Here is a 24,499-nt window from a genome sequence, read left to right on the forward strand (position 1 = left end):
CGGCACCCGGGGGGCCGTCCCGTCGCGTTCCGGCTGTCCGCGCGGGTCAGCCGGCGACCGGTTCAGCCGAAGAAGACGCCGACTTCCGCGTACAGCGCCGGGTCCACCGTCTTGAGGCGGGCCGTGGCCTCCGCGATCGGTACGCGGACGATGTCCGTGCCCTTGAGGGCGACCATCTTGCCGAAGTCCCCGTCCCGCACCGCGTCGATCGCGTGCAGCCCGAAGCGGGTGGCGAGCCAGCGGTCGAAGGCGCTGGGCGTGCCGCCGCGCTGGACGTGCCCGAGGACGGTCGTCCTCGCCTCCTTGCCGGTGCGCCCCTCGATCTCCTTGGCGAGCCACTCGCCGACCCCGGAGAGGCGGACGTGCCCGAAGGAGTCCTGCGTACCGTCCTTGAGCACCATCTCGCCGTCCTTGGGCATCGCCCCTTCGGCGACGACGACGATCGGGGCGTACGACGCCTTGAAGCGCGAGGTGACCCAGGCGCACACCTGGTCGACGTCGAAGCGCTGTTCCGGGATGAGGATGACGTTCGCGCCGCCCGCGAGGCCCGAGTGCAGGGCGATCCAGCCCGCGTGACGGCCCATCACCTCGACGACGAGGACGCGCATGTGGGACTCGGCGGTGGTGTGCAGGCGGTCGATCGCCTCGGTGGCGATGCCGACCGCCGTGTCGAAGCCGAAGGTGTAGTCGGTGGCGGAGAGGTCGTTGTCAATGGTCTTGGGGACGCCGACGACCGGGACGCCGTACTCGTCGGTGAGACGGGCGGCGACGCCGAGGGTGTCCTCGCCGCCGATGGCGATGAGGGAGTCGACCTCGTGCTTGGCGAGGTTCTCCTTGATGCGGCGCACGCCGTTCTCCACCGTGAACGGGTTGGTGCGCGAGGAGCCGAGGATGGTGCCGCCTCGCGGCAGGATGCCGCGGACCGCGGGGATGTCGAGCGGGACGGTGTCGCCCTCCAGCGGGCCGCGCCAGCCGTCCCGGAAGCCGACGAAGTCGTAGCCGTACTCCTGGACGCCCTTGCGGACGACGCCACGGATGACGGCGTTGAGCCCGGGGCAGTCGCCGCCTCCGGTCAGTACGCCAATTTTCTTGGCCCCCATGGAAAAGTCCCTTCGCCTCGGTGACCTGACCTGACGCGCGTCACGCTAATGGTGACCCAGGTCACTCCGGGACAGGGCGTACGGACAATTCCCTTGCGGGGGACTGGAGTTGATCACGGGTGTTCACTCGTACGAGTGATGCGAGGGGGCGAGGGGTCAGGCGTCGTCCGCCCTGTCGATGCCGCGCTCGATCGCGTACCGCACGAGCTCCACCCTGTTGTGCAGTTGGAGCTTGCCCAGGGTGTTCTGGACGTGGTTCTGCACCGTGCGGTGGGAGATGACCAGGCGCTCGGCGATCTGTTTGTAGCTCAGCCCCTTGGCGACCAGCCGCAGCACCTCCGTCTCGCGGTCGGTGAGCTGCGGGGCCTTCGGGTCGTCCGGGGTGCCCGCGGCGGGCTCGCCGGCCAGGCGGCGGTACTCCCCGAGGACCAGGCCGGCGAGGCCCGGCGTGAAGACCGCGTCGCCCTCGGCCGTGCGACGCACCGCGTCGATCAGCTCTTCCGTCGACGCCGACTTCAGGAGATAGCCGGTGGCGCCGGACTTGACGGCCTCCAGGACATCGGCGTGCTCGCCGCTCGCGGAGAGGACCAGGACGCGCAGTGCGGGGTTGGCGGCGACCACCTCCTTGCAGACCTGGACGCCCGGCTTCAGCGGGAGGTTCAGGTCGAGGACGAGGACGTCGGGCACGGCGGCCTGGGCGCGGCGGACCGCCTGCTCGCCGTCCCCGGCGGTGGCGACCACGTCGAGCCCCGCCTCGGCGAGGTCACGGGCGACCGCGTCGCGCCACATGGGGTGGTCGTCGACGACCATGACCTTGACGGGGTGTGCGCCCCCGCCGGCCTCGGTGACCGGTTCCCGCCGGTCCGCCTGGCTCTGCCGCTCCACCTGGCTCTGCTCGCTCATCGTGCCTTTCCCGCCTTCCCCCGTGCGTCCCGCGCCGCTTCGCGCGGGACTCTCATTTCCACTTCCGTGCCCTGGCCCGGCACCGAGATCAGCTCGGCCGTGCCCCCGATGTCCCGCAGCCGCCCGCGGATCGACAGGGCGACACCGAGGCGCCCCTCCCCCTCGGCCTCGGCGAGCCGGCCCTCGGGGATGCCCGGTCCGTCGTCCCTGACCGTCACGATCACCTCGCCCGACTCGTCCTCGACCAGAATCCAGGCGTGCGCCTCGGTCCCGGCGTGCCTGCGGACATTGTCCAGTGCGGCACTGACAGCGGCCGCCAGCTCCCTCGCGACGGGCGGCGCGAGAAGCACCGGGGCCCCCGGTTCGGAGAGGGTCACCTTCGACCCGGCGTGCGGGGCGAGGAGCGAGCGCAGATCGCGGGGCGCCGTGTCGTCGGCGGCGCCGGTCTCGTCGTCCGGTTCCTCGACGGCCCGTACGAGCGCGCCTTGCGAGGCGTCCTCCGAGGCGCGCGAGGCGGGCACCATGCCGCCCGCCACCAGCGTGCGCAGCGCCACCTCCTGCTCGCCCGCCAGCCGCCCCAGCTCCGCGGCCTCGCCGCCCATCGCGGTGCCGCGCCGCTGCACCATGGCGAGGACCTGGAGGACGCTGTCGTGGATGTCGCGGGCGAGCCGTTCGCGCTCGCGCGTCGCCGCCTCGATCTCCAGGGCGCGGGCCAGGGTGCGCTCGGAGGCGCGGGCCACCTCCACCACGTATCCGATGGCGATGGAGGCGATGCAGACCAGCAGGACGTTGTGGATGGTGTCGCGGCTGAAGGCGCCGCGCTGCACCACGTTGGCGACGCCCACCAGCAGCGACGCGAAAGCGGCCCAGCGCCAGCCGCCCTTGATGGCGTACGCGAGGACGGCGCCGGCGGTCCATATGGACGGCAGCGTCGGGCCGCCGTCGACGATCCGCTGGTGCGCGTCGGCGACAGGGGTGAGCAGGATGCCCACGAGGGCGACGGCCAGATCGACGACGAGGAACCAGGTGGCACAGCTCGCGGCGTTCGCCACGCAGCGCAGCGTGCCCAGCGTCCAGCCGGCGAGCACCACGTAGTAGGCGATGGCCACCCAGGGGCGGTGCAGTTCCTCGTGCGCCGCCGCGAAGAGCCCGATCGCGTACAGCATCGTCAGGACGCGGTAGCCGGTGAGGGCGCGCCAGAGCGGCTGCTCGACCGACATCCTCATGACACGCTCGCGTTTGGCCATGCCCCCCAGCTCCCCCGGCTCCCCCGGTCCCCGCCCGCGGTGTTCCCCTGCTGCTACTGCTGCTGCTTCTCGCCCGCCTTGGCGGCCTTCGCGGCCTCGCTGAGCTGGCGCTTGGCGGCCGTCGCGTACACGTCGACGTACTCCTGGCCGGAGAGCTTCATGATCTCGTACATGACCTCGTCGGTCAGCGCCCGCAGCACGAAGCGGTCCTGCTCCATGCCCTGGTAGCGGCGGAAGTCGAGCGGCTTGCCGATGCGGATGCCGGGCCGCATCAGCTTCGGCATGACCTTGCCGGGCGGCTGGATCTTCTCCGTGTCGATCATGGCGACCGGGATGACCGGAGCGCCGGTGGCGAGCGCCACGCGCGCGAGGCCGCCCGGTTTGCCGCGGTACAGGCGCCCGTCGGGCGAGCGCGTGCCCTCGGGGTAGATGCCGAACAACTCGCCGCGCTCCAGTACCTCGATGCCGCTCTTGATGGCCGCCTCGCCCGCGCCGCGCGCCCCTGACCGGTCCACCGGCAGCTGGCCGACGCCCTTGAAGAAGGCGGCCGTCAGCTTGCCCTTCACACCGGGCGAGGTGAAGTACTCCGCCTTGGCGATGAAGGTGACCTTGCGGTCGAGGACCGCGGGGAGGAAGAAGGAGTCCGAGAACGAGAGGTGGTTGCTCGCGAGAATCGCGGGGCCTTCGGCGGGGACGTTCTCAAGGCCCTCCACCCAGGGCCTGAAGCCGAGCTTCAGCGGCCCTCCGATGGCAACCTTCATTGCGCCGTAGATCAAACCGAGTGCCTCCTGTTTCTGTGGATCAGACCTTAACCCGCGGTACGGCCAATGGGCCCGACGACCCTGGTCGGTGTCAGTCCGGTCGCGTACGGTGAGGTACTCCCTACCCCCCTTGCCACGTCTCACGAAGGAGACCGAAGGTGCCGGTCCTCCCCGGAGCCGAGCCGTACCGCCACGAAGGCGGCGAGGTCGGCGTCCTGCTCTGCCACGGCTTCACCGGATCGCCGCAGTCGCTGCGCCCCTGGGCGGAGTATCTGGCGGGGCGCGGCCTGACCGTCTCGCTGCCGCTGCTGCCCGGACACGGCACCCGCTGGGAGGACATGCAGGTCACCGGCTGGCAGGACTGGTACGCGGAGGTGGACCGCGAGCTGCGCGGCCTCCTGGAGCGGTGCGCGCGGGTCTTCGTCTTCGGGCTCTCCATGGGCGGCACGCTCACGCTGCGCCTCGCGGCCCGGCACGGCGACGCGATCAGCGGCATCGTCCTGGTCAACCCGGCGAACAAGCTGCACGGCCTGTCGCCCTACGCCCTGCCGGTCGCCCGTCACCTCGTACGCACCACGAAGGGCATCGCCAGCGACATCGCCAAGCCGGGTTCGGTGGAGATCGGCTACGACCGGGTGCCGCTGCACGCCGCGCACTCCATGCGCGTCTTCTTCCGCATGGTCGACGCCGAACTGCCTCAGGTGACCCAGCCGTTGCTGCTGCTCCACAGCCCGCGGGACCACGTGGTGCCGCCCGCCGACTCGGCCCGCATCCTCAGCCGCGTCTCGTCGACGGACGTCACGGAGATCCTGCTGGAACAGAGTTACCACGTGGCGACGTTGGACCACGACGCGGACCGGATCTTCGAGGAGAGTCACGCGTTCATCGGCCGGCTCGCTCCCAGCGTCGGTAAGGAAGGGACGGCCACCGGTGGCTGAGCACGAGGCGGACCGAGACGAGAGCCGCGACGAGAGCCGCGAGCCCGGAAACGACTCCGAGAAGAACCCGGAGAGAAACCCGGAGAAGAGCCCCGAGAAGCACAAGGCGGCGCCCGCGGACGGGCTGCCGCTGGACGAGGACGCCGCCTGGCAGGCGATCGTCGCGGGGTACGGCGAGGAGCCCGCGGACCCGCCGGGCGCCAAGCCCTTCAAGTCGGTCGAGGACCTGGCGCTCCTGGAAGCGGAGTCGAACGGCCCGGTGGACGGCCCCCCGAGCGGCCTCGGCAAGGACCCCGAGGGGGACGCGAAGGGCTCCGGCGACGCGGGACCCGGCGCCGGGAAGCCGCTCGGCAGCTCCGTCTCCTTCGCGCCCGGCGTCGGCGGCCCCCGCGACTACACCGCTCCGGAGCCCTCCGAGGACGACTTCGACGCGGACGACGAGGGGCACTTCGTGCCTCCGGAGCCGCCTCCGCTGCCCGAGGCCGACGTGACGGCGAGGTTCGCCTGGCTCGCCGTGCTCGGCGGCCCGCTCCTCATCCTGCTCGCCGTGCTGCTGGGCTGGCAGATGACGTGGTGGCTGACCACGCTCGGCATCGGCGGCTTCCTCGGCGGCTTCGCCACGCTCGTCGCGCGGATGAGCAGCGGGGACGACGAGGAGGACGACGACCCGGGGCGCGGCGCGGTGGTCTGAGGCCCCGCGCCTGAGGGGCTTTGGGCTGAGATCCCCGCGCCCGAGGCCCCGCGCCTACCGGGCGGGCGGCACCCGCAGGGCGGCCAGCACCGGCAGATGGTCCGTGGCCGCCCTCAGGTCCGCCTCGCTCACCCCGGGCAGGCCCAGCGGCACCCCGCAGCCGAGGACCTCCACGCCCGGCGTGACGAACAGCGCGTCGATGCGCTGGTGCGGATCGTCCGGCGTCGAGGTGTGCTCGCCGCCCCACGGTTCGGCCGTCCAGCAGTCCCGTAGCTCGGCCGCGAGCCTGCGGAACGTACGCCCCTGGGGCCGTTCGTTGAGGTCTCCGCCCGCGACGGCGTGCTCCACGCCCAGCTCCGCGAGCCGGTCGAGGAGCATGCCGCCCTGCGCGTACCGCTCGTCGGCCTGGAGGCTGAGGTGGCAGCTCAGGACGCCGAGGCGGGCACCCCCGAAGCGGACGACGGCGGTCGCGAAGCCGCGCCGGTGCAGCCCCGGGGTGAGGGGCAGCAGCACGTCCTCGGTCCGCTCGACGCGGGCGCGCAGCGAGCAGAGCAGCGCGGGCCCGGCCGCGGTGCCGCCGCCGGAGAGGATCACCAGGTCGGCGGCGCGCGCGAGGCGGGCCAGCTTCTTGCGCCAGCGGAAGAAGCGCGGCGCCTCCTGGACCAGGACGAGGTCGGGGGCGCAGGCGGCGATGACCCGGGCGAGCGCGGCGGTGTCGTCGCGCATCGAGCGGATGTTGTAGCTGAGCACGCGGACGACCGCCGAACCGTCGGCTTCGGTGCGGGAGTCGGGGAGCGTACCCAGGGGACTCGTCGACATGGCGCTCAAGATACGACAGTGCCCGCCGCTGCCTCGCGGGGCAGCGGCGGGCACTGGTGTACGGACCGGGCGAGCCGGTCACATGACGGGGTCGGGCTCCCGCGCCAGGTCGGCGGCGCCGACGAGGCCCGCCTTGTTGCCGAGCTGGGCGGCGATGACCTGGGCCTCGGGGCGCCAGGCGGCGCCGACGAGCCAGCGCTTGAAGGACTTGCGGATCGGGTCGAGGACCAGCTCGCCCTCGTCCGAGAGGCCGCCGCCGACGATGAACGCGGACGGGTCGAAGAGCGAGGCCAGGTCGGCGAGGCCGGCACCGGCCCAGCGGGCCAGCTCGCGGTAGGAGTCGATGGCGACGGCGTCGCCCTGCCGCGCGGCCATGGAGATGTGCTTGCCCTCGATGCCCTCGGGGGTGCCGTCACCCAGCGAGAGCAGGAACTCGGCGTTCTCCGGCGTCGCGTTGGCGCGCTGGCGGGCGTAGCGCACGAGGGCGCGCCCGGAGGCGTACTGCTCCCAGCAGCCCTGGCTGCCGCAGCCGCAGAGCAGGCCGTCCGGGACCATCCGGATGTGGCCGAACTCGGCCGCCACGCCGAAGTGGCCGCGGCGCAGCTTGTTGCCGATGATGATGCCGCCGCCGAGGCCGGTGCCGAGGGTGATGCAGATGACGTTGCGGTGGCCCTTGCCGCCGCCGAACTTGTACTCGCCCCAGGCGGCGGCGTTGGCGTCGTTCTCCACGACGACCGGGAGGCCGACGCGCTTTTCGACCTCGTCCTTGAGCGGCTCCTGCCGCCAGTCGATGTTCGGCGCGAAGTAGACCGTGGAGCGCTGGCGGTTGACGTACCCGGCGGCACCGATGCCCACGCCGACGATCTCGTGACCGGCCCGCGCGCCTTCCACGGCGGAGGCGATCGCGTCGACAATGGCCTCGGAAGTACCAGGGGTCGGCACCTTGAAGGTCGAGAGGATGTTGCCGTCCTCGTCGACCACTCCGGCCGCGATCTTGGTGCCGCCGATGTCGACGCCGATGGTGAGTCCCATGAATCCCTCAGTTCGATCGAGCCCCGCTAAGGCCCACCGTACCCGAGGGGGGTCAGTCGAGATCGATGTGTTCCCCGGTGGCGGGGCCGTCGTCGCGGCGGTCGGGGCCCTTGCCCTCGCCGTGCGGCGCGTCGCCGTCCGAGGTGTCGCCGCGGGTCCACCGGCTCTCCTGCTTCTCGACCGCCGAGCGGTAGGCGGCGAGCAGCTCGGAACCGGCCGCCGCCAGGTGGTCGAAGACGTCGGGGTTGCGCTCGATGACCGGTTCGACCACGGCCTTGGCCTGCTGGACGACCTGCTTCACGGTCTGTTCGACGGCGCCCTGACCGAGCGCGCCGAGCAGCGGCGTCTGGAGTCCGGAGAGCTTGTCGGAGACGGCGTCGACGAGCTTGCGCAGCTCCTCGGCGGCCGAGCCGGGCTGCGGCCCGTACTGGGCGCGGCGGCGGGCCTGCTCCGCCGCGAGGTCCTCGGCGCACGCCTGCTCCCAGGCGTCGGCGTCGACGTGGGCTTCAGAGGCTTCGGGGCCTTCGCGCCCCGTGGCATCGCTCATGTCTCTCGACGTTACCCGAATGGCGGTGGCCCGTTCACCGTGCGCGGGGCCACAGATCGGTGTCGGGGGCGAAGCGCACCCTCAGCTCGCCCTCGCGCAGCCCGGCTCCGGCGACGGTGCAGCGGCGCAGGGCGGACGGCAGGGTGACGATGCGGCGGGCGGGCCCGGCGGTGATGACCAGCTCGTCGCCGCGCCGTATCAGCCCCAGCTCCTCGCGTACGACGCCGGGGAGCGGGATGTGCCATACGTAGGCGTGGCTCTCCTCGCCGGCGGGCGCCGCGGTGACGGGCCACTGGACGGGCGCGGGGGGCTCGGCGGGGGCGGGCGGCAGGCCGAGGGCGGTGAGGTCGTCGGCGCCGCGGGGGTCGTGGCCGAGGTGGCGGACCCTGACGACGTGGTCGTGGGCCGTCTCCCACGCGGCCAGCGTCTTGTGCTGCTGGGCGCTGAGCGCGGCCAGCCAGGTGTCGGCGGAGGCGTCGGGCAGCAGGCGGTTGGCGACCAGGCAGTCGGTGCGCAGGCCCTGGAGGGCGAGTCCGGTGGCGGCGGCTTCGAGGGCGTCGGCGCCCGCGGGGCCCGGCTCCGCGACCAGGCGCACGGTGGTGGTGGGTGCCTCGATCACGGCCTGGGCGGCGGCGAGGTCGTCCTCCCAGCGGGCGGCGGTCTCGTACAGCCAGGCGGCCGGCATGGGGACGCCCGCGAGGCGGCCGAGCATGGGGCGCAGGGCGCGGGCGGCCTGCCGTTCGGGCGGCAGCAGCTTGCGCAGGTAGCGGCGCAGCTGCTCGGGGAGCGCGAGGACGGACAGGGCCTTGGGGGCGGGTGGCAGGTCGACGACCACGGTGTCGTACGTGGCGTCGCGGGCGGCGTCGCGCAAGGCGCGCAGCAGGGCCAGTTCCTCGGCTCCGGGCAGCGGGGTCAGCTCCTCGGCGTCGAGCCGCTCGGCGCCGAGGAGGTCGAGGGCGGAGGCGGCACGTTCCTGCAGGGCGGCCAGGTCCTCGCGGAAGCGGACGTCGCCGGCCAGGCGGCGGGTGGTGAGGCCGGGGTGCGCGTCCGGGCCGCCGAGTGCCGTGCCGAGGGTGTCGGTGCGGTCGGCGCTGATCACGAGCGTCCGGTGGCCGGAGCGGGCGGCGGCGAGCGCGGTGGCCGCGGCGACGGTGGTTCGGCCGGAGCCGCCGGGGCCGGTGATGAGGTGGGTGCGCATGGGGGTGAACGGTACGGGAGGCGCGGGGCGGGGCGGGGGGCGCCCACTCGCCGTGGGGGGGCTCGGAAGTTTGCGGCTGCGGGTGCTTCGTGGTTGGGCGCGCAGTTCCCCGCGCTCCCTGCGGGGGCTGGTGCCTCGGAGGTGGCTGCGGGTGCTCGTGGTTGCTCGCGCAGTTCCCCGCGCCCCTAGGGCGGGTGGGGGGTGCTGCCTCTGTGTCGGCCGGGCGTGCTTCGTGGTTGCTCGCGCAGTTCCCCGCGCCCCTAGGCGGGTGGGGGTGCTGTCTCTGTGTCGGTCGGCCGTGCGTTGTGGTTGGGCGCGCAGTTCCTCGGGCCCCTGCGGGGGCGGGGGTGCGGCCCGGTTTCGCGGTCAGGCTGTGGCTGACTCCACGCGCTTCTTCAAGCCTGCCAGGGCGCGGTCGATGATGACCTTTTCCGCCTTGCGCTTGATCATGCCGAGCATGGGGATCTTGACGTCGACCGTGAGGCGGTAGGTGACCTCCGTGCCCGTGCCCGCGGGCTTCAGGAGGTAGGAGCCGTCCAGGGAGCGCAGCATCTGGGACTTGACGAGGGTCCAGCTGACCTCGTTGTCGCCGGTCCAGGTGTAGCCGAGGGTCTGGTCGTCCTTGATCGCGCCGGCGTCCATGACGAGGCGGACCTCCTTGGCGCGGCCCTGCTCGTCGGTGGCGAGGACCTGGGCCTCCTTCACCTCTCCCGTCCAGTCGGGGTAGCGAGCGAAGTCGGCGATCACTCCCATGACCTCGGCCGGAGCCGCCTCGATCATGATGCTCGAGCTGGTGTGTTCCGCCATCGCTGTGGCTCCTCCAGATGCGGTCCGGGTCCGGTACGGGACGTCTGCCGCGTGAAGGCTACCGCGCGGCGCGAGGTCACCACTCCAGGGCCCATGGCCTTCCGGACCCCGCGAAGTGGCCGACGTTCACGCACTCCGTGGCGCCCACCCGCATCCGCTGGACCAGCGGCTGGTGGACGTGGCCGAAGAGGGCGTACCGGGGGCGGGTCCCGCGGATGGCGTCGAGCAGGGCGCGGCTGCCGCGCTCGAAGCGGCGGGCCACGGTGTCGTAGAGGAGTTCGGGGACGTCCGGGGGGATGTGGGTGCACAGGACGTCGACCTCGCCGACGGCCTCGATCTTGGCGGCGTACTCCTCGTCGCTGATCTCGTAGGGCGTGCGCATGGGGGTGCGCAGACCGCCGCCGACGAAGCCGAAGACGCGGCCGCCGATCTCGACGCGCTCGCCGTCGAGGACGGTGGTGCCGGGACCGGCGTATTCACGCCACAGAGCCGGCATGTCCACATTGCCGTACGTGGCGTACGTCGGCGTCGGGAAGGCGGCGAAGAGTTCGGCGTACTGCTTGCGGACCGCCGCCTCGATCGCCGGACCGCGGTCGACGCCGGCCCACAGCCGCCTGCCGAACTCCCTGGCCTCCTCGAAGCGGCGGGCGGTGCGCAGCTCCACGATCCTGCTCGCGTTCCGCGCGCCGAAGAGGTCGGGGAAGATGCCGCGCGAGTGGTCGGCGTAGTCGAGGAAGAGGACGAGGTCGCCGAGGCAGACGAGCGCGTCGGCGCCGTCCCCCGCGCGGGCGAGATCCGCCGCGTTGCCGTGCACGTCACTGACCACGTTGACCCGGAAAGCTGGCATGCCGATCACCCTAGGACGGGCGCGGGGCGGACGGTAGGGGCCAGGTCACCGGCCGGACCTGCGGTTACTTCCGAGTCGGTGAGGCAGTGGCGTACTGTGCGGTTCAGACCAACGGCGACGTGTGACGCACCGAACATCTGGGGCCGCCCCCCTACCGAACAAGCCATACCGGTGGGTAACGTCCGGGCAGTCCAGTAGTGCTCAGCCCCCCACTCGACTGAGCACCTGCCCGATCTTGGACCGCACCGTCGCAGCACACAACGTCGTGGCGCCGGCGCCCTATGTAGGAGCAGCAGTCTTGCGCGAGTTCAGCCTTCCGGCCCTGTACGAGGTCCCTGCGGACGGCAATCTGACCGACATCGTCCGGAGAAACGCCGCGCAGCACCCGGAGGTCGCCGTCATCGGCCGCAAGGTCGACGGCAGCTGGCAGGACGTCACCGCCAAGGCCTTCCTCGCCGATGTGCGCGCCACCGCCAAGGGCCTGATCGCCGCCGGCGTGCGCCCCGGCGACCGCGTCGGCCTGATGTCCCGCACCCGCTACGAGTGGACACTCCTCGACTTCGCCATCTGGAGCGCGGGCGCGGTGACCGTGCCGGTGTACGAGACCAGCTCCGCCGAGCAGATCCAGTGGATTCTCGGCGACTCCGGCGCCGTGGCCTGCGTCGTCGAACTGGACGCGCACGCCGCCGCCGTGGAGTCCGTGCGCGAGAGGCTGCCCGCCCTCGCCCACGTCTGGCAGATCGACAAGGGCGGCGTGGACGACCTCCAGCGCACGGGCGCCGACGTCTCCGACGAGACGGTCGACGAGCGCGGCGCCGCCGCCAAGGCCGACGACCCGGCCACCATCGTCTACACCTCCGGCACCACGGGCCGCCCCAAGGGCTGCGTCCTCACGCACCGCAGCTTCTTCGCCGAGTGCGGCAACGTGGTGGAGCGGCTCAAGCCCCTCTTCCGTACGGGCGAGTGCTCGGTCCTGCTCTTCCTGCCGGTCGCGCACGTCTTCGGACGCCTGGTCGAGGTCGCCGCGCTGATGGCGCCGATCAAGCTGGGCCACGCGCCGGACATCAAGAACCTCACGGACGAACTGGCCGCGTTCAAGCCGACCCTGATCCTGGGCGTTCCGCGCGTCTTCGAGAAGGTCTACAACGCGGCGCGCGCCAAGGCCCAGGCCGACGGCAAGGGCAAGATCTTCGACAAGGCCGCGGACACCGCGATCGCCTACAGCCGGGCGCTCGACACGCCCTCGGGCCCGTCGCTCGGCCTGCGGATCAAGTACAAGATCTTCGACAAGCTGGTCTACAGCAAGCTGCGCGCGGTCCTCGGCGGCCGCGGCGAGCACGCGATCTCCGGCGGCGCCCCGCTCGGCGAGCGTCTCGGCCACTTCTTCCGCGGCATCGGCTTCACCGTCCTGGAGGGGTACGGCCTCACCGAGTCCTGCGCGGCCACCGCCTTCAACCCCTGGGACCGGCAGAAGATCGGTACGGTCGGCCAGCCGCTGCCGGGTTCGGTCGTACGCATCGCCGACGACGGCGAGGTGCTGCTCCACGGCGAGCACCTGTTCTCGGGCTACTGGAACAACGAGGGTGCCACGGAAGAGGCGTTGGCCGACGGCTGGTTCCACACGGGCGACATCGGCACCCTCGACGAGGACGGCTACCTGCGCATCACCGGCCGCAAGAAGGAGATCATCGTCACGGCGGGCGGCAAGAACGTCGCCCCGGCCGTGATCGAGGACCGCATCCGCGCGCACGCGCTGATCGCCGAGTGCATGGTCGTCGGCGACGGCCGCCCCTTCGTGGGCGCGCTCGTCACGGTCGACGACGAGTTCCTGGGCCGCTGGGCCGCGGAGCGGGGCAAGCCGGCCGGGTCGACGGCGGCGTCCCTCCGTGACGACGCGGATCTGCTGGCGGCGATCCAGGTCGCGGTGGACGACGGCAACGCGGCGGTCTCCAAGGCGGAGTCCGTACGGAAGTTCCGCGTCCTCGCCTCGCAGTTCACGGAGGAGTCGGGGCATCTGACGCCGTCGCTGAAGCTGAAGCGGAATGTGGTGGCGAAGGATTACGCAGACGAGATCGAGGCGATTTACCGCGGGTAGCGTGAGCGGGGGCGCCCACTCGGCGTGGGGGCCGCTGTCTCTTGGCGGCACTCGGTCGTACGTGGGTTCCTCGCGCCCATTCGGCGTGGGGGGCCGCTGTCTCTTGGCGGCTCTCGGTCGTACGTGGTTCCTCCCGCCCACACCCCGTGGGAGGGGCTTGTTTCTTCGCGGCTCTCGGTCGTACATGGTTCCTCGCGCCCACACGCCGTGGCAGCCACTGTCTCTTGGCGGCACTCGGTCGTACGTGGTTGCTCGCGCAGTTCCCCGCGCCCCTGAGGCAGGGGCTGCGCCCCGCCTCGCCGGGAAAGCGGGCGCAGCCCGCCTTTCAGGGGCGCGGGGAACTGCGCGACCAGCCCACACCGACCCGCAGACACCCCACAACCCCAGCCCACCACCCCCCAGGGGCGCGGGGAACTGCGCGACCAGCCCGTGGCGGCCCGCAGACACCCGACGACCCCTGCGCACCACCCCAGTGGCGCGGGGACCGCAGTCGCCCGGCAGGGCCCCGCGGCGGTGCCTTAGGGGCTACAGCAGCTCCCGGAGCCGCTCGGCCAGCAGGTCCCAGCGCCACTTCTCCTCCACCCACGCGCGCCCCCGCTCCCCCATCCGCGCCCGCAGCTCCGCGTCCCCCAGCAGCGTGACGATCCGCTCCGCCGCCTCCTCGGGCACACCGCCCCGCACGACCCACCCCGTCTCGCCGTCGAGGACGGCGTCCGGCGCCCCGCCGGAGTCGCCGGAGACGACCGGCAGCCCCGTGGCGGACGCCTCCAGGTAGACGATGCCGAGCCCCTCGACGTCCAGCCCCCCGCGCCGCGTCCGGCACGGCATCGCGAAGACGTCACCGGCGCCGTAGTGCGCGGGCAGCTCCTCCCACGGCACCGCCCCGGTGAAGCGGACGGAGTCCTCGACACCGGTCTCGGCGGCCAGCTTGCGCAGGTCGCTCTCGTAAGGCCCGCCGCCGACCACCAGCAGCACCGCCTCCGGCTCCCGCGCCAGGATCGCCGGCATGGCGCGGATCAGCGTGTCCTGCCCCTTGCGCGGCACAAGCCGGGAGACGCAGACCACCACGGGCCGGTCCGTCAGGCCGAGCCGCGCCCGCACCACGTCGCCGCCGGACCCCGGATGGAACGTCTTCTCGTCCACGCCGGGCGGCAGTTGCACCATCCGCCCGGCCGCCGCGGGCGTCAGCGCGGCGGCGATCCGCGAGCGCGTGTACTCGCCGAGGTAGGTGATCGTGTCCGTCGACTCGCCGATCCTGCGCAGCAGTTGGCGCGAGGCGGGCAGCTGCGCCCACCCCGCCTCGTGGCCGTGCGTGGTGGCGACGAGCCGCGTCGTCCCCGCCTTGCGCAGCGCGGGCGCCATGAGCCCCAGCGGGGCCGCCGCCCCGAACCACACCGACGTACAGCCGTGTTCCCGCAGAAGCGAGACCGCGCGGCGGGTGACGCGCGGGGTCGGCAGCAGCATCGTCGTGGGGTCGCGTACGACCTGGAAGGGCTGGGCGGCGTCGAAGGCCGCGGTGGCCTCGGCGCCCTCGCGGCCGCGCTTCCAGGTGGAGGCGTAGACGACGATCTGCTCGGGGTCCAGGCGCAGCGCCATGTTGTGCAGGAACGCCTGGATGCCACCGGGCCTGGGCGGGAAGTCGTTCGTGACGATCAGGGTCTTGTGCATCGCGCCCGACAGTACCCAAAGCGGTCCCTGCCCACCGAATGGCCCAGCCTCTTCGCCCCGCTCCGGCACGCCCGGCATCATGGCTCCCCGAATCACGATGAAGCATGCGAAAAGGGGGCGAGGAACGCATGGCGCGCATCCTGACCGTCTGGGTCCTCACCAGGGCCCTCCTGCTGCTCTGCGTCTTCCACGTGCTCACCGCCCCCGGCCCGGACGTCACGAGCGACGTCTCCGTCATCTACCAGGGCTGGTACGAAATCCTGCGCACCGGCACCTTCCCGCTCGACGACGTCACCTGGCAGTACCCGCCCGCCGCCGCCCTCGCGGTCCTCTCCCCCGCCCTCCTGCCCTTCCTCGACTACGCCTCGGCCTTCTTCGTCCTCGCCTTCCTCGCCGACGCGGCGGTCGGCGGGATGCTCCTGTACGCGGGGCGGCGGCCCGGCACGTCGTATCGGGGCCTGTGGGTGTGGGTCGTCGGCGTACCGCTGCTCGGCCCGACCGTCTACGCCCGCTACGACGTGATGGTCACGGCCGTCGCGGTCGCCGCCCTGCTCGCCGGGGCCCGGCATCCGCGGACCCTGGGGGTGCTCGCCGGGTTCGGGGCGCTGCTCAAGGTGTGGCCGGTGCTGCTGCTGGCCGGTGTGCCGCGCGGGCGGGCGACGCGGCGGTCCTGGGCCGCGGCCGCGGGCACGGCGTTCGGCGTCACGCTGGTGTTCCTCGTGGCGATGCCGGGCGCGCTCGCGTTCCTCACCTTCCAGCGTGAGCGCGGCACGGAGGTGGAGTCCCTCGGCGCCCTGGTCTTCCACGTCGGACGGCACCTCGGCTGGCGCGGCGACGTCCGGCTCAACTACGGCTCGGTGGAGTTCCTCGGCCCGTACGTCCCGCTGGTCAGCACGGCGGCGCAGTTGCTCTCGGCGGCGGCCCTGTGCTGGCTCCTGGCGTGGCGGCTGCGCGTGCGGGCCTGGTCGGCGAGCACCCTCGCGGACACGGCCTTCGTGGCGGTGCTGCTCTTCACCGCCACGAGCCGGGTGATCAGCCCGCAGTACATGCTGTGGTTGGTCGGAGCCGCCGCCGTCTGCCTGGCGTTCCGCGCGAGCCCCATGGAGCTTCCGGCCCGGCTGGTGCTCGCCGCCACGTTCGTGACCTTCCTGGAGTTCCCGGTGTGGTTCTCGCACGTGGTGGCCAGCGACCCGCTGGGCGTGACCCTGCTGCTCGTACGCAACGGCCTGCTGGTGGCGGCGGCCCTGTCGGCGTGCCGCGCCCTGTGGCGGCAGACAGTGGCCGAGCGCGAGCAGGAACCCGTGCCGGGGCCGGCGCCGGTCAGCCCAGCTCCGAGCGGAGATACGTGCGCCAGCGCGCCGTGAACTCCTCCGGCGTCGTGCGCAGGACGTCCCGCAGCGCGTCCTCGACCGCGCCCGCCCGCTTCCCGTGGCCGCCGACGGCACGGTAGAAGTCCGTCAGCCTCCGCTCGCCCCACCGGTCCGCGATCATCCGGCAGGCCAGCCAGCCGCCTTCGTACGCCCGCGCGAGCCGCCCGGCGTCCGTCCCGAAGCCGAACTCGTCGTCGCCCGGCAGTTCGCGCGGCAGCTCTCCGCCCCGCACCGCGCGCCCCAGTTCGGGCGCGGCCTGGGCGGCGGTGCGCCCGGTGCCGCGGTAGCCCACCCAGTCCGCGAAGCCCTCGGAGAGCCAGAGCGGGGTGGCCGGGGAGGTGCGCGTACGGGTCGCCACGTGGGTCGTCTCGTGGGTCAGGACGACCTGCTTGCCGAAGTCCCCGAGGACGCCGTACGCCTCGGGGTTGACGATGATCCGGTCGGCGGGGGCCCGCCCCGGACCGCCCGCCTCCCCCGTGGTGACCGCCGCTATCCCCCGGTACCCGGAGGCGGGCGCCCCGAGGAGGCCCGCCATGCCCTTCAGGGAGCGCGGTACGAGGACGACGACCTTCCCCGGCCACTCTCCCGGCCAGGCGTCGCGCACCGCGGGCACCGCCCGGTCGGCGAGCGCGCGGTGGGCGCGCAGCTCCCTGGCGCCGCGGCCGACGCCGAGGACGAGGCTGTCCGCGCCCCGCTCGGCGCGCACCCTGCCCTGGTCCCACAGCTGTTCGCCCGCCTTCTTCGCGGGCCGCTCGGCGGTGACGTACCACTGTCCGTCGTGCCGCTCCAGGGAGAGCGTGCGCTCCGCGGTGAGCGGGGCGCGGTCGTAACCCTCGACGCGGTAGCGGAGTTCGGCGCGCGCCGTGGCCCGTGACCCGGAGCGCTCCAGGCCGGAGAGGCGGTACTCCCAGGTCTCCAGCGGGATCGCGCGGACGTTCGCGAAGAGGTCCGGCGCGCCCGAGCGGCCGTGCGCCGGGCGCTCGGTCCGCTCGTACGCCCGCTCGTTCCCGGTGAGGACGGCGTGCGCCCGGCGGTCAAGGAGCCGGCGCACGTCGCCCGCGGCGGTGTCGGGGACGGGATCGGCGCCGCAGCCGGCGAGCAGCGCGAGGCAGAGCGCCGAGCAGAGCGCCACCACCCACGACCCACGCCTGCGACCAGCCACCTTCCCGATCGTACGGGGGCGGTGGCGGTGCCGGTCAGACCCGTGTGACGGACGACACCGGCATCATGCCGACGGGGTCGTAGCGGACCTGAGCGCCGGGGTAGGGGGCGTGCACCACCTGGCCGTCGCCCATGTACATCCCGATGTGGCTGGCGTCGTCGCGGTAGGTGACGAGGTCGCCGGGCTGCGCCTCGGCCAGCGGCACCTGCCGTCCGGCGTACCGCTGGGCCTGCGAGGTCCGCGGCAGACCGACCCCGGCCTGGGCGTACGACCACTGGGTGAGGCCCGAGCAGTCGAAGCCGGAGGGGCCGTTGGCGCCCCACACGTAGGGGCGGCCGACGGCGGAGCGGGCGGCGGCGATGGCGGCGGCGGCCCGCGAGGAGGAGGGGGCCGCGGCCTTCGGCTCCGGTGGCTCGGCGCGCGATCCGGAGCGCGAGGACCTCTCGTACGCCTCGCGGTCCTTGCTCGGCAGCGAGTTGAGCAGTCGGCGGGCCTGCGCCAGCTTGTGTTCGACGGCGCGCTTGTGGCGGGCGACGAGAGCGCGGCTCTTCTCCAGCTCGGCGAGCTTGTGCCCGGCTTCGGTGCGCTGCTGCGCGAGGCCGCGCTGGGCCCGCCGCAATTCGGTGAGCTGCCCCGCGTGCCGGGTGCTGACGCGGTCCAGGGCCGTGGCCTTGTCGAGGTAGCCGTCCGGGTCGGAGGAGAGCATCAGTTGGAGCGAGGGGTCGATGCCGCCTTCGCGGTACTGCGCCCCGGCGAGCGCGCCGAGCCGGCCGCGCATCCGGTTGATCCGCTCCTGGCCGCGCGCGACGCTGTCCCGGGCCCGCTCGACCTGCGCGCGCAGCCGGTCCGCGCGCTCGTCGGCCTCGTTGAACGCCTCGGTCGCCTTCTCTGCCTGCTCGTACAGCCGGTCCACCTGGGCCCGGACCTCGGACGGCTTGTCCTGCGGCGCGGCGCCCACAGGCGTGGTTCCGAGGGCGGCGGCCGCGGTGACCGCTGCCGCCGAGAGGACGGTGACGCGCGTGCCCCGGTCGATGCCGGGCTGTGCGGGACGGCGATGGAACCCCACGGGTGGCCGCTCTCCCTTCCGTTGACGGGCCCCCGGCTCTCCGGGGGAAGCGCGCCGACAGTAGCCGTGCGGCCAGGGAGGGGCCAACGACCCGGATGGGTGCGGACAGCCCGACGCCCCGCCTCAGACGCAGGTCATCAGCGGGGCGTGCGGTCAGCGGGGGTTGCCGGAATTCGCCCGTTTGGGCGGTGTCCGGTCCGTGTTGACGTCAGGCGACGCGGACGCCGAACTGGAAGTCGCCCAGGTACTCCATGGCCTCGTAGCGCACCACGGCGCCGGGCTTGGGGGCGTGCAGCACCTGGCCGTTGCCCGCGTAGAGGCCGACGTGCGCGAGGTTGTTGAAGAACACCAGGTCGCCGGGCTTGAGCTCGCCGCGGCCGATGCGGGTGCCGTCGTTCTGCTGGGTGTACGTGGTCCGGGTGATGGAGACGTCGGCCTGGGCGTAGGCCCACTGGGTCAGCCCGGAGCAGTCGTAGGAGTTGGGGCCGGTGCCGCCGGAGACGTACGGCTTGCCGAGCTGGGTGGCGGCGGCGTTCAGGGCGGCGGCGCCGCGGCTGGAGGCCGGGGCCTCCTTGCCGAGGTCCGCGGGCTTGTCGGCGGCGCGGTCGGCGGCACGGCTCGCGCGCTGCTTCTCCTTGGCGGCCAGGTCCGCCTTCTCCTTGGCCGTCAGGGTGTTGAGGAGCTTCTGCGCCTCGCCGAGCTTGGCCTGGACCTCGCGCTTCTTCTTGCCGAGTTCCGTCCGGGTGTCGGCGAGGTCGTCGAGCTTGCCCGCGGCCTCCTTGCGCTGCTGCGCGAGGTCCCGCTGCTTCTTCTGGATCTTCTTGAGCGCGTCGACCTGCTGGCTGCTCAGCTGGTCCAGGGTGGACGCCTTGTCGAGGTAGTCGTCCGGGTCGGAGGAGAGGAAGAGCTGCAGGGAGGGGTCGATGCCGCCGGAGCGGTACTGGGCGCTGGCCATCGAACCGAGGCCCTCGCGCAGCTCGTTGAGGTCCTCCTGGCCGTCGGCGACCTTGTCCTGGAGAGCGTCGATCTGCTTCTCCAGCTTCTCCTGCTTCTCCTTGGCGCCGTTGTACTTGTCGGTGGCGCGCTCCGCGTCCTCGTAGAGCTTGTCGACCTTGGACTTGACCTCGTCCTTGCCCGGCTTCGGCGCGGCCTGGGCGGCGCCCTGCGAGGTGAGGGCCACGGCAGCGGCGGCGGTCGCGGTGAGCACGGTCACGCGGGTGCGGCTCGGCTGCTTGGGTCGACGGTGGGACGCCACGCGGGCGGCTCCTTCTTCCTCCGGCCGCCTACCAGGACGCGGTGGGCGGGTACCACCGCCGCCACCCCGGATGGGTGATCAACCGAGCGGGGGTTCGAGTGGTGACCTTAGTGACCTTCTTGTGATCAGTTCAAATCTCATCAGTAAAAAATCGGTCGCCAAGCGCATTCTTTACCGGTAACGCACAGCCGGTGATGATCTTCTGACGCTACGTCGCGCGACCGCACCCTCAATCCGGGCATACGGAACAGGAGTTATGGGAGCCCCTTTAGTCCCGCGAAAGCCCCTTCTAGCCCCGCGAAAGCCGCTTCAGGAGGACCGCCGAGGCCACCGGCCGCGCCCCCGCCTTCGCAATCCCGTCGGCGACCTCGCGGTCGGTCGAGACGACGACCACGGGGCGGCCCGGCGGCTCCGCGCGCACCAGCTGACGGATCAACTCATCGGCGGTCACGCCCGGTTTGGAGAAGAGCACCCGCACCCCGCGCGGCGGCGCGAGCAGCACCGGAGCCGCCAGCTCCGCGCCGTCGAAGACGCAGGTGACCTCGGCGCCCGACTGGCGGGCCAGCTGCGAGAGCGAGCCGAGCAGCCGCAGCCGCTGCTTCTCCAGCGGCATGGTCGGATAGCCGGTCTTGGTGACGTTGTAGCCGTCGACGACCAGATGCGCCTGCGGCAGGGCGAGCAGCTGGTCGAGGATGGCCGGGTCGTTCTCCGACAGGGCGCGGGCGGCGATGTCCTTCGGCGACATCCGGCCGGGCTCCACGGCGTCGACGGTCTCGGCGGGGCGTACGGAGACGGGGGGCAGCGCCAGTTCGCGGCGCAGCCCCTGGGCCGCCTCCAGGACCGTGTCGAGCAGCAGCCGCACCCGCATGTCCTCCACGCTGCGGCCCTCGCGCGCCGCCCTGCGGCTGGCCTCCAGCGCGGCCTCGGTCTCGCCGAGGCGGGCCTTGAGCCGCCGCGCCTCGCTCTCGGCGGCGGAGACCTGGGCCTGGCTCTCGGCGCGCACGGCCTCCGTCTCGGCGGCCGCCTTGCGCAGCGCCGCCTCCCCGCGCTTGACGTCGCTGAGCGCCCCGCGCAGCTTGCGGTGCATCGATTCGGCTTCCCTGCGGGCCGCTTCCAGCTCCGCGCGCAGCCGCTCGGTCTCCGCCTTGGTCTGGCCGCGGGCCGCCGCCAGCTCCGCGCGCAGCCGCTCCAGCTCGGCCCTGGTCTCCTCGTCGGCGCGCTCGGCGTCGGCCCGCTGGGCCTCCTCGCCCGCGGCGGCCACCAGCTTCACCCAGCCCGCCGGGCGCAGCACGTAGGCCGCGGCCGCCACGTCCAGGGGGTCGGCGGCCGGCGGCGGGGCGCCCGCGTCCAGCGCGCCCGCCAGCTCGGGCTGGGCCTCACGCAGCCGGTCGCCGATGCGCTGCCGGAAGAGGGTGTCGCCCTCCAGCGCCGCGGCCATGGCGTTGCCCGCGAACTTCGCGCGCCGGGTGGGCGTGAAGCGGGCGTACTGCCGCAGCTGGGCGGGGAGCTCGGCCGGGGTCAGGCCGCCGAAGCCGTCCGAGGCGATCTGGACGACCCGTCGGCGTACCCCGTCGGGCAGCGGACGGTCGAGCACCTCAGCGGTGCCGTCGTCCGGCTCCCCGCCTGCGCTCTCCACCATCCGTCACCCCACTAGCTGTGCGGGCCCCGCTCCCTCAGGAGTCGGTGCCCGGCCTGTCCACGAGTTCCACCTGGTCCACCGCGTTGCACCAGCGGCAGCGCACCGACTCGATGGTCTCACTGACCACCTCGCGTTCCTCGACCTTCGCCTCACCGGCCAGGTCGAGATGCACATACTCGACGACCTTCGACGTGCGGGTCACGTCGAAACGCGTGAGGTTGCCGCACAGCGTGCAGCGCCACCGGGTGGTGTCCGTCGGCAGGGGAACCGTCATCGTGGCTCTTCGCTTTCTTCGGTGACCGTGGCGCTCCGGCGCTTTCTCCGCGGCGCGTATCGCCCCGTAACCCTAGCCTGCACGGCTCGCGATGCGGCGGGGTCCGTCGCGGCATGGCGGTCTGTGCGGGTAGCTCCCATTACGTCATGCTCTGTTCATGATCCACGCAAAGGGTACGCACGCGGTCCGGCTGCCGCGGGGCCAGTCGGCCCCGGTGACGTACGGACTGATCGCCGTCTGCTGCCTGGTCTTCGTGATCTCCCCGGTGTCCGGGCTCAACCCGTCCTACGGCACGGGCGACGAGCTGCTGGCCGCGCAGCAGACCTACTTCGAGCGCTGGGGCGTGGTGCCCGCCGAGCTGTTCAGCGGCGTCCCGCGCGCCGCCCTCGGCCCGTTCACCGCGCTGTTCGTGCACGGCAGCTGGGTGCACCTGCTCGGGAACATGCTGTTCCTGTACGTCTTCGGGGCCATGGTCGAGGAACGCATGGGGCACCTCCACTACGCGCTCTTCTACGTCGCCTGCGGCTATCTGGCCCTGCTCGCCTACGCCGCGGCGCACGCGGACTCCGGCCAGACGCTCGTGGGTGCCTCCGGGGCGATCTCCGCCGTCCTCGGCGCCTGCCTCTATCTCTTCCCCAGGGCCCGCGTCACGAGCCTCTTCCCGTTCCTCTTCTTCCTGCCGCTGCGCCTTCCCGCGTGGGTGGTGCTGCCGTTCTGGGTGGCGCTCCAGTGGCTCGCGGCGGGGCAGGGCGGCAAGGGCACCGGGGTGGCGTACCTGGCGCATCTGGTGGGCTTCTCGCTCGGTTTCCTGTACGCGTGGGGGTGGTGTGTGCGGAGGACTAAAGTGAAGAGCACAGCAGTTCCGGCCACCGAGGGAGACAGCCAGCCGTGATCACCGCGATCGTGCTCATCAAGACCAGCGTGGACCGGATTCCGGAGATCGCCGAGTCGATCGCCGCGCTCGACTCCGTCAGCGAGGTCTTCTCCGTGACGGGCACGTACGACCTGATCGCGATGGTGCGGGTGCTGCGCCACGACGACCTCGCGGACGTCATCCCCGGCAGGATCAGCAAGATCCCGGGCGTGGAGGCGACCGACACGCACGTGGCGTTCCGCACGTACTCGCAGCACGACCTGGAGGCGGCGTTCGCGATCGGCCTCGACTCGTAGGCACGCCCGGGCGCCACCACCACGTACGGCGTCGGCGAGCTGATCCGCGCCGCCCTCGACGCGGGCGCCCGCCGCGTCCTGGTCGGCTTCGAACTGCCGCGCGGACGGCGCACGTTGACCCGGCTGAGCCGCACCGACACGAGCGGCCTGGACCCCCGCCTCGCGGAGACCGACATCCGCGTGTCCCCAGAAGGGCGCCACCGCCCCGCAGGCCGAGGAGCTGGCGGCGGCCCTGGAGCGCTGGGCGTACGTCCTCACGCGCGACCTGCGCGTCACCGCCGGCCTCTTCGGCGGCCCCGGCACCGGCGTGGACGCCTACAGCGCGATCCTGCCCGCCCCCGTCTCGCCGACCGAGGCGCTCGGCCGGGGCGGCGAGTTCCTCACCGACGCGACCGAGCGGGCTCCACGGATGATCCAGCTGGGGTCACGGCTGCCGGCCGGTCAGGCGGCGGCGCTGGTGTCCGGCACGCAACGGCCGTCCTCGGTGCGGTAGTTCCACCGCGCGCCGTCGGCCACCAGCTCCTTGACGGCGCGCACGAACCGCTCGACGTGCTCGTCGGGGGTGCCCGCGCCGAAGCTCACACGGATCGCGTTCAGCGACTTCTCGCCGGGCGCGGCCTCGGGGGCACCGCACTCACCCGGCTCGTCGGACTCGCCGCCGAGGAGGGTGCGCACCAGCGGGTGGGCACAGAACAGGCCGTCGCGTACGCCGATGCCGTACTCGGCGGAGAGCGCGGCGGCGAAGTGCGAGCTGTTCCAGCCGTCGACGACGAAGGAGATGACGCCGACGCGCGGCGCGTCGTCACCGAAGAGGGAGAGCACCCGCACGGCGGGCACCTCGGCGAGCCCCTCGCGCACCGTGCGGATCAGGTGCTGCTCACGGGCGACCAGCTCGTCGAAGCCGGCCTCGGTGAGCGCCTTGCAGGCGGCGGCGATGGAGTACACGCCGATGACGTTCGGCGACCCGGCCTCGTGCCGGGCGGCGGTGTCGTGCCACTCCACGTCCACGCCGCCGCCCGCCTCCTTGGGGCGTCGCGTCACCTTCCGCGAGGCGCCGCCGCCCGCGAGGTAGGGCTCGGCCTCCCGCAGCCAGTCGGAGCGGCCCGCGAGCACGCCCGAGCCGAAGGGCGCGTACAGCTTGTGCCCGGAGAAGGCGACCCAGTCGACGTCCAACTCCCGTACGGAGACCGGGTGGTGGGGTGCGAGCTGCGCGGCGTCGAGCACGATCCGGGCGCCGTGCGCGTGCGCGGCGGCGGCCAGCTCCCGCACCGGCCACAGCTCCCCGGTGACGTTGGACGCGCCGGTGACGCACACCAGGGCCGGGCCGTAGGGGTCGCGGTCGGCGAGGGCGCGCTCCAGCGTGTGCACGGCCTCGTCGGGCGTGCGCGGCGCGTCGAGGTAGGTGACGCGGGCGTCCCGCCACGGCAGGAGCGAGGCGTGGTGCTCGGTCTCGAAGACGAAGACCTCGCAACCGGCGGGCAGGGCGGCGGCGAGGAGGTTCAGCGAGTCGGTGGTGGAGCGGGTGAAGACGACCTGGTCGCCCTGGCGGCAGTCGAGGAACTCGGCGACGGTCACGCGGGAGTTCTCGAAGAGGTCGGTGGAGAGCTGCGAGAGGTACCCGGCGCCGCGGTGCACGCTGCCGTAGTACGGGGCGTAGGCGGCCACGTCGTCCCAGACCCGCTGGAGCGCGGGGGCACTCGCCGCGTAGTCGAGCGCGGCGTACGTCACCTCGCCGCCGGTGACCAGCGGCACGGTGACGTCGCGGCCGAGGACGGCGAGCGGGGCACAGACGGACGAGTCGGCGGCAACGGCGGGAACGGCGGACACGGACATGGCGAACTCCCGTAAGAGGCAAGTGAGTTCACTGCGCCGACACGCGTACGACAGAGGTACGGCGGTGCAGTGATGAA

23 protein-coding genes and 1 pseudogene are annotated in these 24,499 nt (G+C 72.9%); 7 read left to right on the forward strand and 17 right to left on the reverse strand.

Going from position 1 to position 24,499, the window contains the following annotated elements:
• Positions 1–62 precede the first annotated feature (62 nt).
• From J2N69_RS09120 to J2N69_RS09135, 4 genes are all read right to left on the reverse strand, one after another.
• Positions 63–1,100: a 6-phosphofructokinase gene (locus J2N69_RS09120; RefSeq protein WP_127910633.1), complete on the reverse strand. Its 1,038-nt coding sequence runs from the start codon at positions 1,098–1,100 to the stop codon at positions 63–65.
• Between the two features lie 156 nt (positions 1,101–1,256).
• Complete coding sequence (locus tag J2N69_RS09125; RefSeq protein WP_230900280.1) at positions 1,257–2,003, reverse strand: response regulator; 747 nt, start codon at positions 2,001–2,003, stop codon at positions 1,257–1,259.
• On the reverse strand, positions 2,000–3,250 hold the full coding sequence (gene macS / locus J2N69_RS09130) for a MacS family sensor histidine kinase (RefSeq protein WP_230900281.1): 1,251 nt from the start codon (positions 3,248–3,250) through the stop codon (positions 2,000–2,002). The genes J2N69_RS09125 and macS overlap by 4 nt, the downstream gene beginning before the upstream one ends.
• Before the next feature lie 53 nt (positions 3,251–3,303).
• Positions 3,304–4,011 carry a lysophospholipid acyltransferase family protein gene (locus J2N69_RS09135; protein WP_230900282.1) on the reverse strand — a complete coding sequence of 236 codons (708 nt, stop codon included), beginning with the start codon at positions 4,009–4,011 and terminating at the stop codon, positions 3,304–3,306.
• Between the two features lie 158 nt (positions 4,012–4,169).
• Between J2N69_RS09135 and J2N69_RS09140 the strand changes: the two genes are divergently transcribed.
• The gene (locus J2N69_RS09140) at positions 4,170–4,949 is read left to right on the forward strand and encodes an alpha/beta hydrolase (RefSeq protein WP_127910635.1); all 780 of its coding nucleotides are present in this window, start codon (positions 4,170–4,172) and stop codon (positions 4,947–4,949) included.
• Positions 4,942–5,640: a hypothetical protein gene (locus tag J2N69_RS09145; protein WP_230900283.1), complete on the forward strand. Its 699-nt coding sequence runs from the start codon at positions 4,942–4,944 to the stop codon at positions 5,638–5,640. Before J2N69_RS09140 ends, J2N69_RS09145 begins: the two co-directional genes overlap by 8 nt.
• A gap of 54 nt (positions 5,641–5,694) precedes the next feature.
• Here J2N69_RS09145 and J2N69_RS09150 read toward each other — a convergent pair whose 3' ends face one another.
• From J2N69_RS09150 to J2N69_RS09175, 6 genes are all read right to left on the reverse strand, one after another.
• Positions 5,695–6,459 carry an endonuclease/exonuclease/phosphatase family protein gene (locus tag J2N69_RS09150; RefSeq protein WP_230900284.1) on the reverse strand — a complete coding sequence of 255 codons (765 nt, stop codon included), beginning with the start codon at positions 6,457–6,459 and terminating at the stop codon, positions 5,695–5,697.
• A 78-nt stretch (positions 6,460–6,537) separates the two neighbouring features.
• Positions 6,538–7,491 carry an ROK family glucokinase gene (locus J2N69_RS09155; protein WP_127910639.1) on the reverse strand — a complete coding sequence of 318 codons (954 nt, stop codon included), beginning with the start codon at positions 7,489–7,491 and terminating at the stop codon, positions 6,538–6,540.
• A 52-nt stretch (positions 7,492–7,543) separates the two neighbouring features.
• Positions 7,544–8,038: a DUF5304 domain-containing protein gene (locus J2N69_RS09160; RefSeq protein ID WP_230900285.1), complete on the reverse strand. Its 495-nt coding sequence runs from the start codon at positions 8,036–8,038 to the stop codon at positions 7,544–7,546.
• A gap of 34 nt (positions 8,039–8,072) precedes the next feature.
• Positions 8,073–9,236, reverse strand: a complete 1,164-nt coding sequence (locus J2N69_RS09165; protein WP_230900286.1) for an ArsA family ATPase — start codon at positions 9,234–9,236, stop codon at positions 8,073–8,075.
• Between the two features lie 366 nt (positions 9,237–9,602).
• Positions 9,603–10,043, reverse strand: coding sequence for an SRPBCC family protein (locus J2N69_RS09170; protein WP_230900287.1), 441 nt, complete (start codon positions 10,041–10,043; stop codon positions 9,603–9,605).
• 76 nt (positions 10,044–10,119) lie between these two features.
• Complete coding sequence (locus J2N69_RS09175) at positions 10,120–10,890, reverse strand: metallophosphoesterase family protein (RefSeq protein WP_230900288.1); 771 nt, start codon at positions 10,888–10,890, stop codon at positions 10,120–10,122.
• 298 nt (positions 10,891–11,188) lie between these two features.
• Here J2N69_RS09175 and J2N69_RS09180 point away from each other — a divergent pair, with 298 nt between their 5' ends.
• Positions 11,189–12,985 carry an AMP-dependent synthetase/ligase gene (locus J2N69_RS09180; protein ID WP_230900289.1) on the forward strand — a complete coding sequence of 599 codons (1,797 nt, stop codon included), beginning with the start codon at positions 11,189–11,191 and terminating at the stop codon, positions 12,983–12,985.
• A gap of 525 nt (positions 12,986–13,510) precedes the next feature.
• On the opposite strand, the gene J2N69_RS09185 is transcribed toward J2N69_RS09180, so the two are convergent.
• The gene (locus J2N69_RS09185; protein ID WP_230900290.1) at positions 13,511–14,653 is read right to left on the reverse strand and encodes a glycosyltransferase family 4 protein; all 1,143 of its coding nucleotides are present in this window, start codon (positions 14,651–14,653) and stop codon (positions 13,511–13,513) included.
• A gap of 128 nt (positions 14,654–14,781) precedes the next feature.
• Between J2N69_RS09185 and J2N69_RS09190 the strand changes: the two genes are divergently transcribed.
• Entirely contained in the window at positions 14,782–16,017 is a 1,236-nt protein-coding gene (locus tag J2N69_RS09190; RefSeq protein WP_230900291.1) for a glycosyltransferase family 87 protein, read from the forward strand.
• Here the strand turns inward: J2N69_RS09190 and J2N69_RS09195 are convergent.
• The 5 genes from J2N69_RS09195 to J2N69_RS09215 all read right to left on the reverse strand — a co-directional run bounded on the left by J2N69_RS09195 (position 15,974) and on the right by J2N69_RS09215 (position 21,419).
• Positions 15,974–17,185 (reverse strand): hypothetical protein, encoded by a 1,212-nt coding sequence (locus J2N69_RS09195; protein WP_230900292.1) that lies wholly within the window; start codon positions 17,183–17,185, stop codon positions 15,974–15,976. The genes J2N69_RS09190 and J2N69_RS09195 overlap by 44 nt on opposite strands.
• A 34-nt stretch (positions 17,186–17,219) precedes the next feature.
• Positions 17,220–18,251, reverse strand: coding sequence for a C40 family peptidase (locus J2N69_RS09200; RefSeq protein WP_230900293.1), 1,032 nt, complete (start codon positions 18,249–18,251; stop codon positions 17,220–17,222).
• 208 nt (positions 18,252–18,459) lie between these two features.
• On the reverse strand, positions 18,460–19,506 hold the full coding sequence (locus tag J2N69_RS09205) for a C40 family peptidase (protein ID WP_127910337.1): 1,047 nt from the start codon (positions 19,504–19,506) through the stop codon (positions 18,460–18,462).
• Between the two features lie 289 nt (positions 19,507–19,795).
• On the reverse strand, positions 19,796–21,145 hold the full coding sequence (locus tag J2N69_RS09210; protein WP_230900294.1) for an NYN domain-containing protein: 1,350 nt from the start codon (positions 21,143–21,145) through the stop codon (positions 19,796–19,798).
• A 34-nt stretch (positions 21,146–21,179) separates the two neighbouring features.
• Complete coding sequence (locus tag J2N69_RS09215; RefSeq protein ID WP_127910338.1) at positions 21,180–21,419, reverse strand: hypothetical protein; 240 nt, start codon at positions 21,417–21,419, stop codon at positions 21,180–21,182.
• Between the two features lie 157 nt (positions 21,420–21,576).
• Here J2N69_RS09215 and J2N69_RS09220 point away from each other — a divergent pair, with 157 nt between their 5' ends.
• From J2N69_RS09220 to J2N69_RS09230, 3 genes and pseudogenes are all read left to right on the forward strand, one after another.
• Positions 21,577–22,311 carry a rhomboid family intramembrane serine protease gene (locus J2N69_RS09220; RefSeq protein ID WP_230900295.1) on the forward strand — a complete coding sequence of 245 codons (735 nt, stop codon included), beginning with the start codon at positions 21,577–21,579 and terminating at the stop codon, positions 22,309–22,311.
• Positions 22,308–22,589, forward strand: coding sequence for an Lrp/AsnC family transcriptional regulator (locus J2N69_RS09225; protein ID WP_230900296.1), 282 nt, complete (start codon positions 22,308–22,310; stop codon positions 22,587–22,589). The genes J2N69_RS09220 and J2N69_RS09225 overlap by 4 nt, the downstream gene beginning before the upstream one ends.
• Positions 22,590–22,595: 6 nt before the next feature.
• Positions 22,596–23,082 (forward strand): annotated as a pseudogene (locus J2N69_RS09230) (glycerate kinase); the annotation flags it as partial.
• On the opposite strand, the gene J2N69_RS09235 reads toward J2N69_RS09230, so the two are convergent.
• Entirely contained in the window at positions 23,031–24,422 is a 1,392-nt protein-coding gene (locus J2N69_RS09235; RefSeq protein WP_230900297.1) for an aminotransferase class V-fold PLP-dependent enzyme, read from the reverse strand. The pseudogene J2N69_RS09230 and the gene J2N69_RS09235 overlap by 52 nt on opposite strands.
• Positions 24,423–24,499: the final 77 nt, after the last annotated feature.

The sequence above is a fragment of the Streptomyces huasconensis genome, from assembly GCF_021028635.1.
Lineage (GTDB): Bacteria > Actinomycetota > Actinomycetes > Streptomycetales > Streptomycetaceae > Streptomyces > Streptomyces huasconensis.

What these genes read in the sequence shown, in the direction of transcription:
- J2N69_RS09120 (WP_127910633.1), bottom strand. Translation starts at nt 1,100, where the DNA reads ATGGGGGCCAAGAAAATTGGCGTACTGACCGGAGGCGGCGACTGCCCC.
- J2N69_RS09125 (WP_230900280.1), bottom strand. Translation starts at nt 2,003, where the DNA reads ATGAGCGAGCAGAGCCAGGTGGAGCGGCAGAGCCAGGCGGACCGGCGG.
- macS (WP_230900281.1), bottom strand. Translation starts at nt 3,250, where the DNA reads ATGGCCAAACGCGAGCGTGTCATGAGGATGTCGGTCGAGCAGCCGCTC.
- J2N69_RS09135 (WP_230900282.1), bottom strand. Translation starts at nt 4,011, where the DNA reads ATGAAGGTTGCCATCGGAGGGCCGCTGAAGCTCGGCTTCAGGCCCTGG.
- J2N69_RS09150 (WP_230900284.1), bottom strand. Translation starts at nt 6,459, where the DNA reads ATGTCGACGAGTCCCCTGGGTACGCTCCCCGACTCCCGCACCGAAGCC.
- J2N69_RS09155 (WP_127910639.1), bottom strand. Translation starts at nt 7,491, where the DNA reads ATGGGACTCACCATCGGCGTCGACATCGGCGGCACCAAGATCGCGGCC.
- J2N69_RS09160 (WP_230900285.1), bottom strand. Translation starts at nt 8,038, where the DNA reads ATGAGCGATGCCACGGGGCGCGAAGGCCCCGAAGCCTCTGAAGCCCAC.
- J2N69_RS09165 (WP_230900286.1), bottom strand. Translation starts at nt 9,236, where the DNA reads ATGCGCACCCACCTCATCACCGGCCCCGGCGGCTCCGGCCGAACCACC.
- J2N69_RS09170 (WP_230900287.1), bottom strand. Translation starts at nt 10,043, where the DNA reads ATGGCGGAACACACCAGCTCGAGCATCATGATCGAGGCGGCTCCGGCC.
- J2N69_RS09175 (WP_230900288.1), bottom strand. Translation starts at nt 10,890, where the DNA reads ATGCCAGCTTTCCGGGTCAACGTGGTCAGTGACGTGCACGGCAACGCG.
- J2N69_RS09185 (WP_230900290.1), bottom strand. Translation starts at nt 14,653, where the DNA reads ATGCACAAGACCCTGATCGTCACGAACGACTTCCCGCCCAGGCCCGGT.
- J2N69_RS09190 (WP_230900291.1), top strand. Translation starts at nt 14,782, where the DNA reads ATGGCGCGCATCCTGACCGTCTGGGTCCTCACCAGGGCCCTCCTGCTG.
- J2N69_RS09210 (WP_230900294.1), bottom strand. Translation starts at nt 21,145, where the DNA reads ATGGTGGAGAGCGCAGGCGGGGAGCCGGACGACGGCACCGCTGAGGTG.
- J2N69_RS09215 (WP_127910338.1), bottom strand. Translation starts at nt 21,419, where the DNA reads ATGACGGTTCCCCTGCCGACGGACACCACCCGGTGGCGCTGCACGCTG.
- J2N69_RS09220 (WP_230900295.1), top strand. Translation starts at nt 21,577, where the DNA reads ATGATCCACGCAAAGGGTACGCACGCGGTCCGGCTGCCGCGGGGCCAG.
- J2N69_RS09235 (WP_230900297.1), bottom strand. Translation starts at nt 24,422, where the DNA reads ATGTCCGTGTCCGCCGTTCCCGCCGTTGCCGCCGACTCGTCCGTCTGT.